General features: G+C 72.8%; 13 protein-coding genes and 2 tRNA genes. 10 read left to right on the plus strand and 5 right to left on the minus strand.

The genetic code is table 11. From position 1 onward, the window contains the following. Positions 1-52: 52 nt before the first annotated feature. Entirely contained in the window at positions 53-529 is a 477-nt protein-coding gene (locus ABD879_RS07730) for a hypothetical protein (protein ID WP_345018866.1), read from the minus strand. A 438-nt stretch (positions 530-967) separates the two neighbouring features. On the opposite strand from ABD879_RS07730, the gene ABD879_RS07735 reads away from it, so the two are divergent. Together ABD879_RS07735 and ABD879_RS07740 are read left to right on the plus strand one after the other, a co-directional pair. Then, the gene (locus ABD879_RS07735) at positions 968-1,459 is read left to right on the plus strand and encodes a M48 metallopeptidase family protein (protein WP_345018868.1); all 492 of its coding nucleotides are present in this window, start codon (positions 968-970) and stop codon (positions 1,457-1,459) included. Then, positions 1,456-2,103 carry a hypothetical protein gene (locus tag ABD879_RS07740; RefSeq protein WP_345018870.1) on the plus strand — a complete coding sequence of 216 codons (648 nt, stop codon included), beginning with the start codon at positions 1,456-1,458 and terminating at the stop codon, positions 2,101-2,103. Before ABD879_RS07735 ends, ABD879_RS07740 begins: the two co-directional genes overlap by 4 nt. Here the strand turns inward: ABD879_RS07740 and ABD879_RS07745 are convergent. The 3 genes from ABD879_RS07745 to ABD879_RS07755 are packed head-to-tail and all read right to left on the minus strand — an operon-like array spanning position 2,093 to position 4,285. Further along, positions 2,093-2,650: an NUDIX hydrolase gene (locus ABD879_RS07745; RefSeq protein WP_345018872.1), complete on the minus strand. Its 558-nt coding sequence runs from the start codon at positions 2,648-2,650 to the stop codon at positions 2,093-2,095. The two genes, ABD879_RS07740 and ABD879_RS07745, sit on opposite strands and share 11 nt — an antisense overlap. A 10-nt stretch (positions 2,651-2,660) precedes the next feature. Beyond that, positions 2,661-2,858 (minus strand): hypothetical protein, encoded by a 198-nt coding sequence (locus ABD879_RS07750; RefSeq protein ID WP_345018873.1) that lies wholly within the window; start codon positions 2,856-2,858, stop codon positions 2,661-2,663. Beyond that, positions 2,855-4,285, minus strand: coding sequence for a zinc-dependent metalloprotease (locus tag ABD879_RS07755; RefSeq protein WP_345018874.1), 1,431 nt, complete (start codon positions 4,283-4,285; stop codon positions 2,855-2,857). The genes ABD879_RS07750 and ABD879_RS07755 overlap by 4 nt, the downstream gene beginning before the upstream one ends. A gap of 140 nt (positions 4,286-4,425) precedes the next feature. Here ABD879_RS07755 and ABD879_RS07760 point away from each other — a divergent pair, with 140 nt between their 5' ends. Continuing rightward, a complete protein-coding gene (locus tag ABD879_RS07760) occupies positions 4,426-5,457 on the plus strand; it encodes an NAD-dependent epimerase/dehydratase family protein (RefSeq protein ID WP_345018876.1) in 1,032 nt (343 codons plus the stop codon). An 86-nt stretch (positions 5,458-5,543) separates the two neighbouring features. On the opposite strand, the gene ABD879_RS07765 is transcribed toward ABD879_RS07760, so the two are convergent. Then, positions 5,544-8,483, minus strand: a complete 2,940-nt coding sequence (locus ABD879_RS07765; RefSeq protein WP_345018878.1) for a UPF0182 family membrane protein — start codon at positions 8,481-8,483, stop codon at positions 5,544-5,546. 202 nt (positions 8,484-8,685) lie between these two features. On the opposite strand from ABD879_RS07765, the gene ABD879_RS07770 reads away from it, so the two are divergent. The 7 genes from ABD879_RS07770 (at position 8,686) to ABD879_RS07800 (ending at position 15,879) form a co-directional block, all read left to right on the plus strand. Continuing rightward, positions 8,686-9,267 carry a PPA1309 family protein gene (locus ABD879_RS07770; RefSeq protein WP_345018880.1) on the plus strand — a complete coding sequence of 194 codons (582 nt, stop codon included), beginning with the start codon at positions 8,686-8,688 and terminating at the stop codon, positions 9,265-9,267. Between the two features lie 82 nt (positions 9,268-9,349). Further along, positions 9,350-9,775: a molybdenum cofactor biosynthesis protein MoaE gene (locus ABD879_RS07775; protein ID WP_345018882.1), complete on the plus strand. Its 426-nt coding sequence runs from the start codon at positions 9,350-9,352 to the stop codon at positions 9,773-9,775. A gap of 120 nt (positions 9,776-9,895) precedes the next feature. Next, positions 9,896-10,942 carry a YlbL family protein gene (locus ABD879_RS07780; RefSeq protein ID WP_345018883.1) on the plus strand — a complete coding sequence of 349 codons (1,047 nt, stop codon included), beginning with the start codon at positions 9,896-9,898 and terminating at the stop codon, positions 10,940-10,942. Positions 10,943-11,025: 83 nt separating this feature from the next. Beyond that, a tRNA-Met gene (locus tag ABD879_RS07785) sits at positions 11,026-11,099 on the plus strand. A gap of 596 nt (positions 11,100-11,695) precedes the next feature. Then, positions 11,696-14,785, plus strand: a complete 3,090-nt coding sequence (locus ABD879_RS07790; protein WP_345018885.1) for a M14 family metallopeptidase — start codon at positions 11,696-11,698, stop codon at positions 14,783-14,785. Positions 14,786-14,879: 94 nt separating this feature from the next. Further along, complete coding sequence (locus ABD879_RS07795) at positions 14,880-15,605, plus strand: hypothetical protein (protein WP_345018887.1); 726 nt, start codon at positions 14,880-14,882, stop codon at positions 15,603-15,605. A gap of 200 nt (positions 15,606-15,805) precedes the next feature. Further along, positions 15,806-15,879, plus strand: a tRNA-Met gene (locus tag ABD879_RS07800). The last annotated feature ends 38 nt before the right edge of the window (positions 15,880-15,917 follow it).

A 15,917-nucleotide genomic window follows, 5' to 3' on the forward strand; every position in this document is an offset into this window, starting at 1 on the left:
GGAGCCGCTCACCCCCGCGTGAACTGCGCCAATGAAGTAAGTGTGCGCTTTCTCACGTGGCGGTCCGGGGGCGGCGGCCGCCGCCTCGGGACGGGTCGCCGCGACCGCCGAGACGGACGGGGCCGGGTGGTTCACCGCTGTGCCGCGGCCCGTGCCCCGATCCGGCGCGGGGCCTGTGGTGGCGACGGTCCGTCCCGTGCCGCGGCGCCGCGCGTCCGCCGGGGGCATGGCCCGCGTCGCGGTCGCGGCGGCTCCTGCGGACGGCCATGCGCTCGGCCGCCAGGGACGCCACCACCGGCGCCGCCGTCTGCACCAGCCAGGTGACGGCCCTGGGAGGCAGTCCGAGACGCCGGGCCGCCCCGCGCGCCAGCGGAGCGAGCATCCGGCCCGCCATCCTGCCCAGCGCGGCCCCGGCGACGCCGCCCCCGATCCGCGCCACCGTCCACCGCCTGCCCGCCGACCGCTTCTCCGCGCGCCGCGCGCCCTTGCGGACGGCCCCGTGCGCACCGTTGGCCCCGTGCCGCGGCATGCCCGCGGCCCCGGGAACGCCGTGCCCGGGCGCCGTCCGTCTTCTCCGCCTGTACCTGATCACTGTGCCCCCCGAAGTCCGGTCCGGTGGAACGAGCCCGCACCCGCGGACCCCACCGACTGTGACCGATCCGTTACGTACCCCGTCGATCGCGGCGGAACGCTCCGGCCGGTCTCCGGCCGCGGAAGTGACGTTCGTCACGGGCGGCGCCGCCCCGCCGACCTCGCGGAACAGGGCGCAGGCCCCTGGGGGCAGGCCGCCGCGGGCCTGTGGACAAGATCGTCTTCCGCTGTGGAAACAGGGCGCGGACTGGTAAAAACAAGGGCCCTGACCTGCGGTGTTGCTAAACACCCCCTGTGGAGGACGCAAAAACTTAGGTACCGTTCTGGCGTGCCGCCAAATGTTGAGGTCCGTCGTAGCAGCCGACGCCGGCGGACGGTGTCCGCCTACCGAGACGGGGACAAAGTCGTGGTGATGCTCCCCTCGCGGCTCTCCAAGGCGGAAGAGGAACAGTGGATAGCCACCATCCTGGAACGGCTGGCGGAGAAGGAACGCCGCCGCCGTCCCACCGACGCCGACCTGCAGGCGCGCGCCTGTGAGCTGTCCCGCCGCTACCTCGGCGGCCGCGTCGAGCCGGTCAGCGTGCGATGGGTCGGCAACCAGCGCAGCCGCTGGGGCTCCTGCACGCCGGACGACGGCACCATCCGCCTGTCCACCCGGCTGCGCGGCATGCCCCCCTGGGTGGTCGACTACGTCCTGGTGCACGAGCTGGCCCATCTGATCGTCCCCGGGCACGGCCCCGGCTTCTGGGAACTGGTGGCCAACTACCCCAAGGCCGAACGCGCCCGCGGCTACCTGGAAGGCGTCGCGGCGGCCGCCCACCTGCCGCTGGAGGCCGAGGACGAGGAGCTGCGCGAGGTCGCCGGGTGACCGAGGCCCCGCCGCGGCGCGACCCGTACGTGGCGGTGCTGGCCACGCGGCAGGACGCCGGCGCCGGCGCGGCCCCGCCGGGCGTCGACCCCGGCGAGTTCCGGCTGGCGCTGCTGGAGGACACCTACGAGATCGCCGCCGGGCTCGACCTGGTCACCCCCGCGCTGGTCCTCGACCCGCCCGACCAGCCCGACGCCGAAGCGGTCACCTGGCCCGGCACGCCGATCGTCCGCGAACCCACCCTGACCGGCGCGTTCACCGCGCTGCACGCGCTCGGCGCCACCGAGGCGGTGCTGCTGGCCGCCGACGCCCCCGACCTTCCCGGACTGCACATCGGCAAGCTGCTGCGCGCCCTCGGGCACGCCCCGGCCGCCGCCTGCCGGGCCGACGGCGGCGGGCTCGTCGCCCTGGCCGCCCGGCTGCCGCTGCCGGACTGGCTGGCCGCGGCCCTGCGCGAGACCGGCCTCGACACCCCCGACGCGCTGGCCCGGCTGCGCGCCGCCGCGCCGCGTCCCGGCCTGGTGCCGCAGGGGCCCGCCTGGCACCGCCTGCGCACCCGGGACGACCTGGGCCGCCTCGACCCCGGCCTGGAAGGCTGGGAGAACACCCGCGCCCTGCTCGAAGGCCGCCCGCTCAGCCGCTGAGCGCCCGGGCGACCAGGCGGCGGACCACCTCGTCGGCCGTCTCGGGCAGCGCGTCCGGCGCGAACCACCGCAGATCCGCCGACTCCTCGCTGATCCGGTGCCGCGCGCCCGGCGGGGCGACCGCCGCGTACTGCACGTCCAGATGCCACGAACCCTGCGGATGGCAGCGCACCGCGTGCCGGTCGAGCTGGACGGGCCAGGGCCGCGTCAGCCGCAGCCCGGCGATGCCCGACTCCTCCGTCGCCTCGCGCAGCGCCGCGTCCGCCAGCGTCGCGTCGCCCGGCTCGCAGTGCCCGCCGAGCTGCAGCCATCCGCCGATCTTGCGGTGCAGGGTCAGCAGCACCCGCGAGGCGTCTGCGTCCAGCACGATCGTGCTGGCCGTGAGGTGGCCGGCCGCGCACTCCCGCCACATGCCGTCGCGGTGGCTCTCCAGGTGCCGCAGGAACTCGCGGCGCAACCGGTCCTGCTCGGAGTCGGGCGCCCGCCAGGCGTCCAGCACCCGCATCGCGTCCGCGCGCAGCGCGGCGCCAGGGGAGACGGAGGTCATGGGGCGCCGATCACGTCCTGCCCACGCGCGGATACCGGGAATTGGCCGGATGCCACCGCCGCCGCTCCTGGTCGAGCGGCCGCTGCCAGCACAGCCCGGCGGTCCGCGCCGCCCGGCGCCGGATCACGGCCGTGGCCGCCCCCGGCGCGTACACGCATCCGTTGACCCGGTGGCCGCCGCCGAAGCCGTGGCCGAACCCCCACCTCACGAGCGGGACCCGGAACCGTCGTCGCCGGCGCCCGTGCCGCCGGGGCCTTCGCCGCCCTCGTCCTTCTCGGCGTCCTTCGCGGCGTTCTTCCCGTCGGCCGGGCCTTCGGGGGCGTCCTTGCGCAGGTGCTTGGTGAAGGCCGAGATGTCCAGGTCGGCCAGGCCCTCCGCCTCGGGACGGCCGTGCACGTACCCCTGCGGGTCGTCCAGGTCGTCGGCGGTCGGCAGCAGGTCGGGATGCTCCCACACCGCGTCGCGGCCCTGCACCCCGCGCACCTCGGTGAGCATCCGCCACAGCGCCCCCGCCTCGCGCAGCCGCCGCGGCCGCAGCTGCAGACCGACCAGCGTGGCGAACGTCCGCTCGGCCGGGCCGCCGGTGGCGCGGCGCCGCCGCACCGCCTCGGCCAGCTTGACCGCGTTCGGCAGCCGGCCCCCGGCGACCTCGTTGACCACCGTGTCGACCCAGCCCTCGACCAGCGCCAGCGTCGTCTCCAGCCGGGCCAGCGCCGCCTTCTGCCGCGGCGTCTCCTCCGGCTGCAGCTGGATCTCGCCGCCCAGCGCCCGCTGGATCGCCTCCGGATCGCTCAGGTCCAGGCCCTGCACGGCCCGCTCGATGCCCGACAGGTCGACGGTGATGCCGCGCGCGTACTCCTCGACCGCGCCCAGCAGATGCGACCGCAGCCACGGGACGTGCGCGAACAGCCGCTGGTGCGCGGCCTCGCGCAGCGCCAGGTACAGCCGCACCTCGTCGGCCGCCACCTCCAGGCCCTCGCCGAACGCGGCCACCCCGGCCGGCAGCAGCGCGCCCACGCCGTCCGGCGCCAGCGGCAGCCCAACGTCGGACGAGCCGACCACCTCGCGGGCCAGCGCGCCGAGGGCCTGCCCGGTCTGACCGCCCACCATGGCCCCGGCCATCTGCTTGACCATGCCGATCAGCGGCCCCGCCATCGCCTGCACGTCGGCGGGGATGCCGCCCGAGCCCAGCGTGCCGCCCATCGACTCGACCATCCGCTCGGCGATCGGGTCGCACACCTGCCCCCACACCGGCAGGGTCTGCTCGATCCACTCCGACCGGCTCCACGCCTGCGGCTTCTGCACGCCCGCGGGCAGCGTGGTGCCCTCGTCCAGCCACAGGTCGGCCAGCCGCAGCGCCTCCTCGACCTGGCGGCGCTCGGCGTCCACAACCGAGGGGTCGCCCTGCTCCACCACGGAGTGGCGGGCTATGTTCTTGGCCAGATCCCAGTTCAGCGGCCCGGCGGCCCCGGCCCCGGGCTGCACACTGCCGATCATGTCGGCGAAGCGGTGCAGCATGTCGGCGAACTGCCGCATGTCGCCCATGGCCTGGAACGGATCCTGGGGCTTGTCCTTGTCGCCTCTGTCGTCGTCGCCGTCGCCGGGACGGTTGAAGCCGAAGGGAGTGCTGCTCATCGGTTCGCCCCTGGGATGCATGATGGGCTCATATCCGCAACGTTAGCCGGTCCCGGCGAACTCGCGTACACAGGGAAGGGGGCAGCTCCGTGGCAACGGGCAAGGTTCGCCCTCGGCGTAGCACCGGCCCGGTCGTCGCCGTGACCGGGGCGGCCGCCGGCGCGGGGCGGCTGCTGGCCGCCCGCCTGGCCGAGCGCGCCGAGATCCGCAAGGTGGTCGCGGTGGACGCGCAGCGCGGCGACGTCCAGGGCGCCACCTGGCGCGTCGTGGACGTCCTCGACCCGCTGCTGTCGCACCGCCTGTCGGACGTGGACGTGCTGGTCCACCTGGACGTCGACGCGTCCCCCGACACCGACCCGCGCGAGCGCCGCACCCACAACGTGCGCGGCGCGCAGACCGTGGTGACCGCCGCCGCGGCCGCCCGCGTGCGCCGCGTGGTCCTGGTCACCAGCGCCATGGTGTACGGGGCGTCGCCCGACAACCCGGTGCCGCTGCCCGAGGACGCCCCGCTGGCCGCCGAGGCCAACAGCAGCATCGCCGGCGACTACCTGGAGATGGAGGAGCTGGCCGGCACCGCCGCCGTCAGCCATCCCGGGCTGCGCGTCACCGTGGTGCGGCCCGCCGCGCTGGTCGGCCCGGGCGTCGACACCGTCATCACCCGGCACTTCGAGGCGCCCCGGCTGCTGTCGGTCAAGGGCTGCGCGCCCGGCTGGCAGTTCTGCCACATCGAGGACCTGGCCGCCGCGCTGGAGCTGGTCGTGGTGGAGGACCTGGACGGGCCGCTGGCGGTCGGCTGCGACGGCTGGCTGGGCTCCGACGAGGTCCAGGAGATCACCGGCAAGCGGCGCTTCGAGCTGCCCGCCGCCGTCACCTTCGGCATGGCGCAGCGGCTGCACCGCCTCGGCATGACCCCGGCGCCCGCCACCGACCTGCACTACGTCGCCTACCCCTGGGTCGTCGACTGCGCCCGGCTGCGGGCCGCGGGCTGGAAACCCGCCTACGACAACGCCTCGGCGCTGCGCGTCCTGCTGGAGGAGACCGCCGGGCGGCGCGCCGTCGTCGGCCGCCGGGTGGGCGGCCGGGAGGCCACCATGGCCACCGCCGCGGGCGCCACGGTCGCCGCGATCGGCGCCGCGGCCGCCATCCGCCGTGCGCGGCGCCGCCGCCGCTGACCGCCCGGCTCCCCGGAAACGCGAGGCCCGGGGCCGCCCCCAGGGGCGGGCACCCGGGCCCTTTGCGCGCGTGGAGGCAGGCGGGGTCAGCCTCCGGCCGACGGCGACGCCGACGGAGACGGACTCCCGGACGGCGACGGGCTCGACCCCGACGACGGGCGGGAACCGGCGGACGCCTGCTCCGACAGCGTCCGCTGCGCCGCCTGGATCCGCTTGTACGCCTCGCCCATCCCGGCGAAGTCGCCGTTGCGCTGCGCCTTGTCGAAGTCGGCCACGGCGTCCCGCAGCTCGTCGATGGCGCGCTGCGCCTCCGCGCTGAGCTGCACGTCGCCCTGCTGCTTGCCGTCCTCCCGCTGCTTGCGGTCGCCCTGGTCGGACGGCGGCGCGGTGGACCCGCCGCTGTCGCCGAACAGCTTGTCCAGCGCCTCCTGCAGCGTGTTGGCCGAGGCGATCCGGTCGCCGTAGCGCACCAGCACCAGCTGCAGCAGCGGATACGGCTGCTGCTCCTCGCCGCCCGCGGCCATCGCGTACATCGGCTCGACGTACAGCATGCCGCCCGCGAACGGGATGGTCAGCAGGTTGCCGGCGATCGTCCGGGTGTTGGCCAGCCGCAGCTGGGTCAGGATCTGCTTGACCTGCTGGTCGGTCTCGAACGAGTTCTGCACCTGCCCGGGGCCCTGCGACGGCGGGGTCCGCGGCGTCTGCAAGATCGTGATCTTGCCGTAGTCGGCGCCGGGCTCGGAGTTGACCGACATGAACGCCGCCAGGTTCGGCGTGCCGCGCGGGTTGAACACCGTGGTCAGCGCGAACTCCTCGGTGCCGCCGCCCGGCATCCGCAGGCTCTGGTAGTACGGCGGCTGGCGGCGCCCCTTGGCGCCCGGGTCCTCCGGCACCTCCCAGAAGCCCTCGGCGTTGTAGAACGCCGCCGGGTCGGTGACGTGGTACTTGGCCAGCACCTGCCGCTGCACCTTGAACAGGTCCAGCGGGTAGCGGAAGTGGCTCTCCAGCTCGGCCGGGATGCTGCCGCGCGGCTTCACCGTCCCCTTGAACACCTTCATCCAGGTCTTGGCGACCGGGTCCTGGGTGTCCCACTGGTACAGGGTCACCGTGCCGTCGTAGGCGTCCACCGTGGCCTTGATGGAGTTGCGCATGTAGTTGACCTGGTCGTTGGCCTGCCGCGCCACCGCCGACCGGGTGTCGGTGATGGTGTCGCGGGTGGCGTCGCCCAGGCTCATGCGCTCGGAGTACGGGTAGTTGTTGGACGTGGTGTAACCGTCCAGGATCCAGATGATGCGGCCGTTCACCACCGCCGGGTACGGGTCGCCGTCCAGGGTCAGCCACGGCGCGGCCCGCTGCACCATCTCCCGCGGGTTCCGGTTGTAGAGGATCTTGGCGCCGTCCTTGATCCCCCCGGACAGCAGCAGGTTCTTCTCCTGGAACTTCGTCGCGTACAGCAGCTTGTGGAACAGCGAGTCGATCGGCACCCCGCCGCGGCCCGCGTAGGTGGTGCTGGCCTGCCCGTCCTGGCTGTTGTCGGGGTAGTTCAGCTCCTGCTGGCCGCGGCCGCCGACCACCGAGTACAGCGGCGAGTACTCGCCGAAGTAGATCTCCGGACGCTCCACCTTGATCTGCGAAGCGGCGTTGACCGGCATGTCCTTGGTGAGGAACTCCGGCATGCCGCCCTGCGCGAACCGGTCGCCGTAGGCCGACACGAACCCGTAGCCGTGGGTGTAGACCATCCGGTCGTTCACCCAGCTGCGCTGGCCCGCCGGGGCGCTGGACAGCTCCCGCAGCGCCACCACCGCGGCCACCGTCTGGTCGCCGATCTTGTAGCGGTCGACGTCCAGCGAGTCGGGGAACCGGTAGAACGGCCGCACCCGCTGCAGCTGCTGGAACGTCGGGCCGACCACGGCGGGGTCGAGCAGCCGCACGCCCTTCAGCTCGTCCTTGGCCTGCTTCAGCTTGTCCGGATCGCTCTCGGCCTGCCCGCCGTACGGGACGACCTGCGCCTTGTCGACGCCGTACGCCTTGCGCGTGAACTCGATGTTGCGCTGGATGTACTGGCGCTCCTTGGCCAGCTCGTCCGGCCGCACCTGGAACTGCTGGATCAGCAGCGGGTACACCCCGCCGACCAGGATCGCCGACAGCACCAGCAGCGTGAAGCCCACGCCTGGAAGCATCATCCCGCGCCGGACGATGTTCCCCACGAACAGCGCCGCGCAGATCAGCGCGATCACCGCGAGGATCGTCTTGGCCGGCAGCAGCGCGTTGACGTCGGTGAACGACGCGCCGGTCGTCACCCCCCGCTCGGAGTGCACCAGCCCGTACCGGTCGAACCAGTACGCCACCGCCTTCAGCAGGATGAACAGCCCCGCCAGCACCGACAGGTGGGCGCGCGCGGGCGGGCTGGCCTTGTCGCCCGGGCCCTGCAGCCGCAGCCCCCCGTACAGGTAGTGGACGGCCACCGCGGCCAGCAGCGACAGCACCACGGTGGCGAACACCACGCCCAGCACCAGCCGCACGAACGGATAGGTGAAGACGTAGAACGACACGTCGCGGTGGAACTGGGGGTCCTTCACACCGAACGACGTGCGGTTGAGGAACGCCAGCACGACCGGCCACTGCCCGGCCACCGACGACCCCGCCAGCAGCCCCAGCAGCCCCAGCAGCCCCCCGGTGATCAGCCGCCGGCGCGGGTCGACCACCGTGCGGTAGCGCTCCAGGCCCTGCTGCTCCACCGACAGCGGCCGGTACGGCGGGCGCAGCCGGTAGGCGATCACCATGTTGGCGCCCACCACCAGCGCCACCAGCAGGCCCGACCCGACGAACAGCAGGATCCTGGCCCACAGCTGGGTGGTGTAGACCTTCGAGAAGTCGATCGAGCGGTACCACAGCAGGTCGGTGTAGACCGACGTGAAGATCAGATACGCGACCAGAAGCACTGCCAGGGTCACCAGGACCGGCAGCACCAGCCGGGTCCGGCCCGTGCCGAGCCGTCGCCCGAACCCGGGTGTCCGGAACGTCAAGGGCGGCCCCTCCGTTCAAGGTGTCGTCCCCACCGGCAGACCTGCCGGTGCTGTCTATGCAACTTATCGAGTCGGCCGGGGGTTCCCGCACGTGTACGCGAGGACCGTCGAGGAAAAGCGCGGTGCGTGCCCGCGGGGTCGCGGAAGGTGACCGGTGTCCGCCGTGGACGCGGGCGCCCCGCGCTCGCGCGAAGATGGACCCGTGAGCAGTCTTCTCGAAGAAGTCGTCCTGGACCTGGAACGTCACTCGGCGCAGGAGGGATGGGACGCCCCGCCCAAGCTGTACGCGCTGGTGCGCAGCTCCGAGCTGCGCCGCGCCGAACCCGACCTGGCCGACCGGCTCGGCCTGGCGCCCGACGTGGAGACCCTGGCCGCCCTGGAACAGGACCGGCTGCCCGACCGCGGCACGGTGGAGGAGTCGCTGGCCGCCATCGCCTGGCCGGACGCGGTCGAAGGCTGCGCGCTGGTGATCGAACGGATGGTGCTGCCGCCCGAGGCCGAGCAGGACATCCCCGAGGACGAGGCCGAGGCCGCCGCCTGGGCCGCCGAGCACCCCGACCGCGAGGACGTGCGCATGGTCGTCGGCGTCCTGCGCGACGGCACCCGCCATTCGGCGCTGCGGCTGCGCCGCCACGACAACGACGACGAGGTCCTGGTCGGCCCCGACCTGGTCCCCGGCCTGGCCGACGCCCTGGTCGCCACGTTCGAGCCCGACGTCGAGCCCGACGCCGCACCCGACGCCGCCGGATCCGACGCCGAACCCGGCGCGGCCGACCCGGCCTGACCGGCGGCCAGCCGCCCCGCGCGGGCCGGGTGGTGCACTCCGGGCGAACCGGGCGTGTCCTTCGGGCGGTAACCTGCGGAGCGTGAGCGAGGTCATCAGGCTGGTCGCCGTCCGAGACACCCCCCTGTCGGTCGCCGAGGTGCTCGAGGCCGTCGGTGATCCGGCGGCGGGCGGGACGGCCGTGTTCGTCGGCACCGTCCGCGACCACGACCACGCCCGCGCGGTCAGCCGCCTGTCGTACAGCGCCCACCCCACCGTGGAACGCGAGCTGCGCACCGTGATGGAGAAGGTCGCCGCCGACTTCCCGGTCAAGGCGCTGGCCGCCGTGCACCGGGTCGGCGAACTGGAGATCGGCGACCTGGCCGTGGTGGTGGCCGCGGCCTGCGCGCACCGCGGGGAGGCGTTCGACGCCTGCCGCAGGCTCATCGACGACCTCAAGGCCCAGGTGCCGATCTGGAAGCACCAGACGTTCGCCGACGGCGGCGACGAATGGGTCGGGGCCTGCTGACGGGGCGGCGCAGCCGCACACCGGTGCCCGCGGCCCCGGCGCCGCCGCCCGGCCCACGCCCCACCGACCACCCGACCGCCCCTCCGGCGGCCGCTTGACCTAGGAGCCCAGGAGCCGCACATGTCGTCTCGCCGCGCGGTCACCCTCGCCGTCGCCAGCGTCCTGGTCATGGTGCTGGCGCTGGTCGGCTCGCTGCTGCCGGTGCCGTACGTCGCGCTGATGCCCGGCCCCACCAGCAACACCCTCGGCGAGAACGACAAGGGCGAAGAGCTGGTCAAGATCGAGGGCCGGCGGGTGTACCCCGACGCCGGGCACCTGAACTTCACCACCGTCACCTACCGCGGCGGCCCCGGTTCGCGCATCGACCTGTTCACCGCCCTGCGCGGCTGGCTGGACGGCGACGTGGCGATCGTCCCCGAGGAGACGATCTTCCCGCGGAACGAGTCGCAGAAGCAGGTGGACGAGGAGAACACCCGGCAGATGCGCGACTCGCAGGAGACCGCCCAGGCCGCCGCGCTGCGCCAGCTGAACATCCCGATCTCCACCCGCATCGTCATCGACGCGGTGCAGAAGGGCCGTCCCGCCGACGGCCGGCTGCGCCCCGGCGACGAGCTGGTCGCCGTCGACGGCACCCGGGTCGAGCGCGTCGGCGCCGCCACCGAGCTGATGGGCAAGCGCAAGGCCGGCGACCCGGTCACCGTGACGGTCCGCCGCTCCGGCGCCGAGCAGAAGGTCACGCTGCGGACCGCCGCGGGCGACGGCGGCCGTCCCGTGGTCGGCATCGTGCTGTCCGACCAGTACAAGTTCCCGTTCAAGGTCGACATCAGCGTCGGCGACGTCGGCGGCCCCAGCGCCGGCCTGATGTTCTCCCTGGCCATCGTGGACAAGCTCACCCCGGGCTCGCTCACCGGCGGCAAGTTCATCGCCGGCACCGGCACCATCACCGCCGAGGGCGAGGTCGGCCCCATCGGCGGCATCCAGCAGAAGATGATCGCCGCCCGCCGCGCCGGCGCCACCATCTTCCTCACCCCCGCCGACAACTGCGCCGACGCCCTCAAGGCCCGCCCCGACGGCCTGCGCCTCGTCCGCGCCGACACGCTGAACGGCACCATCCAGGCGCTCAACGCCATCAACACCGGCAAGGGCGAGGTCCCCACCTGCCGCTGACCCGCCCCGTGCGCGCCGCGGCGGGGCACCGCGGGCGTCGATTTGGCCGATCTTCCGGAATGCCCTAGAGTTAGAGCCGTCGCCGCGGGGTGGAGCAGTTCGGTAGCTCGCTGGGCTCATAACCCAGAGGTCGCAGGTTCAAATCCTGCCCCCGCTACTAGGCAGGGGCCCCTGTTCGCAAGCCTTCGGTTTGCTTCCCGGGGGCCTCTTCGCTTTTCGCCCAGGGGGGCGACCCCCTGGAACCCCCGTCAGGGCAGGGGCCCCTGTTCGCGAGCTTTGGCTTGCTTCCCGGGGGCCTCTTCGCTTTTCGCCCAGGGGGGCGACCCCCTGGAACTTCCGCCCGATCCTCCTTGCAGGTAGGCGTTGCAAGCCTTCAGCTTGCCTTCCGGGCATTTCTCTCAAAGAGGGACCGCGTTGAGCGGGGCCCTTGTCCACGGGGCTTCGGGTTTGCTCGCCGGGGCCCTTCGCTTTCGCCAGGGGACTACACCCTGGGCGCCTGGTGCGGTCACGGGTCGTGATCTTCCGTTTGCAGGTCGGGGCGGTGGGAGCCGGTGCGCGGGAGATATCCAGGGGTTGGCCGGAAGCGGCTGCATAGATCTCGTCCGGCCTAGCCGGCAGATGTCAACAAAGCTCAAACTCGATGTTGACCTTCGGATAAGCCTCATATGACGATCACCTCGCTGCTCGGGGAGTGCCGCGCGCGTCCCGACCGAGCGGGGGCTCCTCGAGAACCCCCACCTTTCTGGAGGCGCAGTGAGGCGCAGAACCATCTCTGCGGTAGCCGCGCTGGCCCTCGGAGCGGGCCTGCTGGTCGCCCCGCCGGCGGCCGCCGCACCGGGCCGGACGCGCGGCCAGGACAAGATCGAGGTGTTCGCCGGAGAGCTCACCGCGGGCCAGTTCAAGCAGCTGAAGGCCCTCGGGCTCGACCACGAGGACATCGCGCACGGCAAGCCGTCGGGCGGCAAGATCCCGATCGAGGTCGCCATGAGCCGGGCGCAGGGCGAGGCGCTGCGGGCCAAGGGCGTGCCCCTCCGCCTCAAGACGGTCAACGGCCAGACGGCCAGCCAGCGGGCCAGGACGCTCGCGGAGCAGGGCAAGGTGTACCGGCCCTACTCCGGTGCCGGGAACATCCGCGAGGAGATCGTCAAGGCGGCCGCCGCCCACCCGAAGATCGCCAAGGCCGTCGACATCGGCACATCGCTGAAGGGCAAGCCGATCACCGCCGTCCGGGTGACGAAGGGCGCCCGCACCTACCCCGAGCGCGGCTCGCGTCCGGCCGTGGTCTACCAGGGCACCCAGCACGCCCGGGAGTGGATCACCGCGGAGACCGTGCGCCGCCAGCTGCACTACTTCCTGGACAACTACGGGAAGAACGCGGAGATCACCAAGCTGGTCGACACCACCGACCTGTGGTTCATCCCGGTCGTCAACGTCGACGGCTACGACCTGACGTTCGACCCCGACAACCGGATGTGGCGCAAGAACCTGCGCGACAACGACGGCGACGGCCGGCTCACCACGGCGGACGGCGTCGACATCAACCGCAACTTCCCGCACAAGTGGGGCTACGACAACGAGGGGTCCTCGCCGTCGCCCGACAGCCAGACCTACCGCGGCGCCGCGCCGGCGTCGGAGCCGGAGACCAAGGCGCAGGACGCCTTCGTCAAGCGGATCCGCCCCAAGTTCCTGATCAACTACCACTCGGCGGCGGAACTGCTGCTGTACGGCGTCGGCTGGCAGCAGCAGACGCCCAGCCCGGACGACCACATCTTCCAGGCGCTGCTCGGCGACGACGACAAACCCGCCGTCCCCGGATACGACCCGGACCTGGGCGCCGAGCTGTACATCACCAACGGCGACACCGACGGCCACATGACCGAGCGGTACGGGACGCTGACCTTCACGCCGGAGATGTCCACCTGCCAGACCGCCAGCGCCGCCGACCCCGACGACCAGTGGCGGCCCGAGGACTGCGCCAGCGTCTTCCACTTCCCGGACGACGAGAAGCTCATCCAGCAGGAGTTCGCCAAGAACCTCCCGCTGGCGGTCGCCACGGCCAAGTCGGCGCACACGCCCGACCGGCCCGTCTCCGTGACCGGCGTCACCACCCCCGACCTGGTCGCCGACACCTTCGAGGTGTCGCACGGCAGGACCCAGCCGGTCGCGGTGACCGCCCGCCGCTCGCTGAAGGACCTGAAGCTGCGCTACCGCGTCAACGGCGGCCGCGTGCGGTCCGGCTCCGTCCGCGAGTGGAAGGGCGGCGAGCGGTACGGCGACGAGGGACGGCACTACTACGCCGAATACCGCGGCACGGTCCGCGGCACCAAGCCGGGCGACAAGGTCGAGGTCTGGTTCGAGGCCCGCAAGCAGCGCACGAAGGTCTCCAGCCAGAGGTTCACCTACAAGGTCGCCAAGGACATCGGCGGAGACGTCCTGGTGCTCGCCGCCGAGGACGTCACGGGAGCCAGCCCCGACCAGGGCGCGACGGAGGCCAAGTACGCCGCCGCGTACGTCAACGCCCTCAAGGCCGCCGGGCACAGGCCCGACGTCTACGACGTCGACAAGAACGGCCGCAAGGCACCGCACCACCTGGGCGTGCTGAGCCACTACAAGGCCGTCGTCTGGGAGACCGGCGACGACATCGTCCCGCGCGCGCCCGGCCAGCCCGCCGGAACGGCCGCCAAGCTCGCCTTCGACCTGGAGCTCAGCGTCCGCGACTACCTCAACGAGGGCGGCAAGCTGCTGTTCACCGGCAAGTACGCCGGGTTCGCCCAAGGCGCCGACGGCGCGTACTACTACGAGCCGGACGCCCCAGGCCGGCCGGAGTGCACGCAGCCCTCCGACCCGCCCTGCCTGCCGATGCTCAACGACTTCCTGCAGTACTACCTGGGCGCCTACAGCTACGTCAGCGACGGCGGCACCGGCCAGGACGGCAAGCCGTACCCGGTCAGCGGCGCGGGCGGCGAGTTCGCCGGGTTCCAGGCCCCATTGAACGGCGGGGACTCGGCGGGCAACCAGGACCACACCGCCTCGTTCCTCAGCACGTCCAGCTTCCTGCCGAAGGACCGGTTCCCGCAGTTCGCCGCCGAGGCGCCGATCAAGTGGAACCGGCCGGGCGGCGCCCCGTACGACCCGCGGACCGGCGACTGGTACGCCTTCAGCGGCCAGGCCGACGTGTCGTACAAGCGGCTCACCCGCACGATCGACCTGACCGGCCGCAGCGACGGCAGGCTGACCTTCCACACCTCGTACGAGACCGAGGCCGACTGGGACTTCCTGTTCGTCGAGGCGCGCACGGAAGGCCAGGACGACTGGACGACCCTGCCCGACGCCAACGGCCACACCCGGCAGGGCACCGGCAACAGCTGCGCCTCGGGATGGCGGTCCCTGCACCCGCACCTGAACCACTACCAGGGCCAGGACTGCTCGCCCACGGGCACCACCGGCACCTGGCACGCGGCCAGCGGCAAGTCCAACGGCTACCAGGAATGGTCGATCGACCTGTCGGCGTACGCCGGTAAGAAGGTCGAGGTGTCGATCACCTACGTCAGCGACTGGGGCACCCAGGGCCTGGGCGTCTTCCTGGACGACGTCGCGATCACCTCCGGCGGGGAGACCCTCGCCGAGACCTCCTTCGAAAGCGACCTCGGCGGCTGGACCGTCGCCGGCCCGCCCGAGGGGTCGGCACCGGCGGCCAACGACTGGACGCGCAGCCAGAAGGCCTTCGAGGAAGGCGCCGGCGTCGTCACCAAGGACACCGTCTACGTCGGCTTCGGCCTCGAAGGGCTGTCCACCGAGGCCCGCAACGACTTCGTCAAGCGGGCGATGAGGCACCTCCTGTGAACCCTCGCATGTGAACGCGGCCCGTCCGGATGCGTCCGGGCGGGCCGCTTCGTGTCTGTCGGCCGCGGTCAGTGCGCTCGTCCATCAGCCGCCCGTGCACCTCCAGCACGTCGACCTGGCGTGGCTGGAGTTCGAGAAGCCGGACCTGCGCCGCGCCGAGATGTTCGCCCGCGACTTCGGCTTCGCCGTGGCGACCCGCACACCCGACGCGCTGTACCTGCGCGGCACGCTGCCGGGCATGTCCTGCCTGGTCGTCCGGCGCGGGCCGGTGTCCCGGTTCGTGGGGCCGGTGTCCGCCGCGGCCGACAGGCCCGACATCCGCGACCTGGTCCGGCCCCATGACATCGCCGCGCCGTCGGTCGGCGCGGGGCCAAGCGGCCCGATGGCCCCGGCGATGCAGCCGTTCACCGCGATGTCCGACGACAACGTCAAGGTCACCGCCATCCTCGTCGAGCCCCCCGCCGGTGTTCCCGTCCTTCGCGTTCCGGTTCGACACCGAGCACGGATCGGCGGCGACACCACGATCACCCCCGACACGGCCACTTTGGCGCGCGGCGCCGACGTCCTCGTCCACGAGGTCATCGACCTGCAGATCGTCAAGGCCGCCCGCAACCTCACGCCCGACCAGATCCAGCACCACATGAACAGCCACAGCGACGTGACGCGGGTCGGCCGGGAGGGCGCGCAGAAGGCCGGTGTCGGACGGCTCGTCCTCAGCCACCTCGCCCGGGCGGCAAGCGGCTCGTCCCGGACGCGGTGTGGAAGCTCAAGGCGGGCAAGGGCTACGACGGCCGCGACGTCGCCGGCAACGACGGCATGACCATCCGCGTCTGACCGCCGCCGGACTGGCGCTGTCCCAGCCGCGACCGGGCAGGACATGGGCCGCGGGTGCCGGTGCCGGGAGCGTTCATCCCGCATGGGCACGGCGCGCGCCGACACACCGCGGCCCCTCCACCCGAGCGGCACGAACGAAATTGGTTTGCACGCCACCCCCGGGACCCATAGAGTTAAGACCGTCGCCGCGGGGTGGAGCAGTTCGGTAGCTCGCTGGGCTCATAACCCAGAGGTCGCAGGTTCAAATCCTGCCCCCGCTACTAGGCAGGGGCCCCTGTTCGCAAGCCTTCGGTTTGCT

The organism is Actinomadura keratinilytica (genome assembly GCF_039539665.1).
Taxonomy (GTDB): domain Bacteria; phylum Actinomycetota; class Actinomycetes; order Streptosporangiales; family Streptosporangiaceae; genus Spirillospora; species Spirillospora keratinilytica.

What these genes read in the sequence shown, in the direction of transcription:
- ABD879_RS07730 (WP_345018866.1), bottom strand. Translation starts at nt 529, where the DNA reads ATGCCGCGGCACGGGGCCAACGGTGCGCACGGGGCCGTCCGCAAGGGC.
- ABD879_RS07780 (WP_345018883.1), top strand. Translation starts at nt 9,896, where the DNA reads ATGTCGTCTCGCCGCGCGGTCACCCTCGCCGTCGCCAGCGTCCTGGTC.
- ABD879_RS07755 (WP_345018874.1), bottom strand. Translation starts at nt 4,285, where the DNA reads ATGAGCAGCACTCCCTTCGGCTTCAACCGTCCCGGCGACGGCGACGAC.
- ABD879_RS07745 (WP_345018872.1), bottom strand. Translation starts at nt 2,650, where the DNA reads ATGACCTCCGTCTCCCCTGGCGCCGCGCTGCGCGCGGACGCGATGCGG.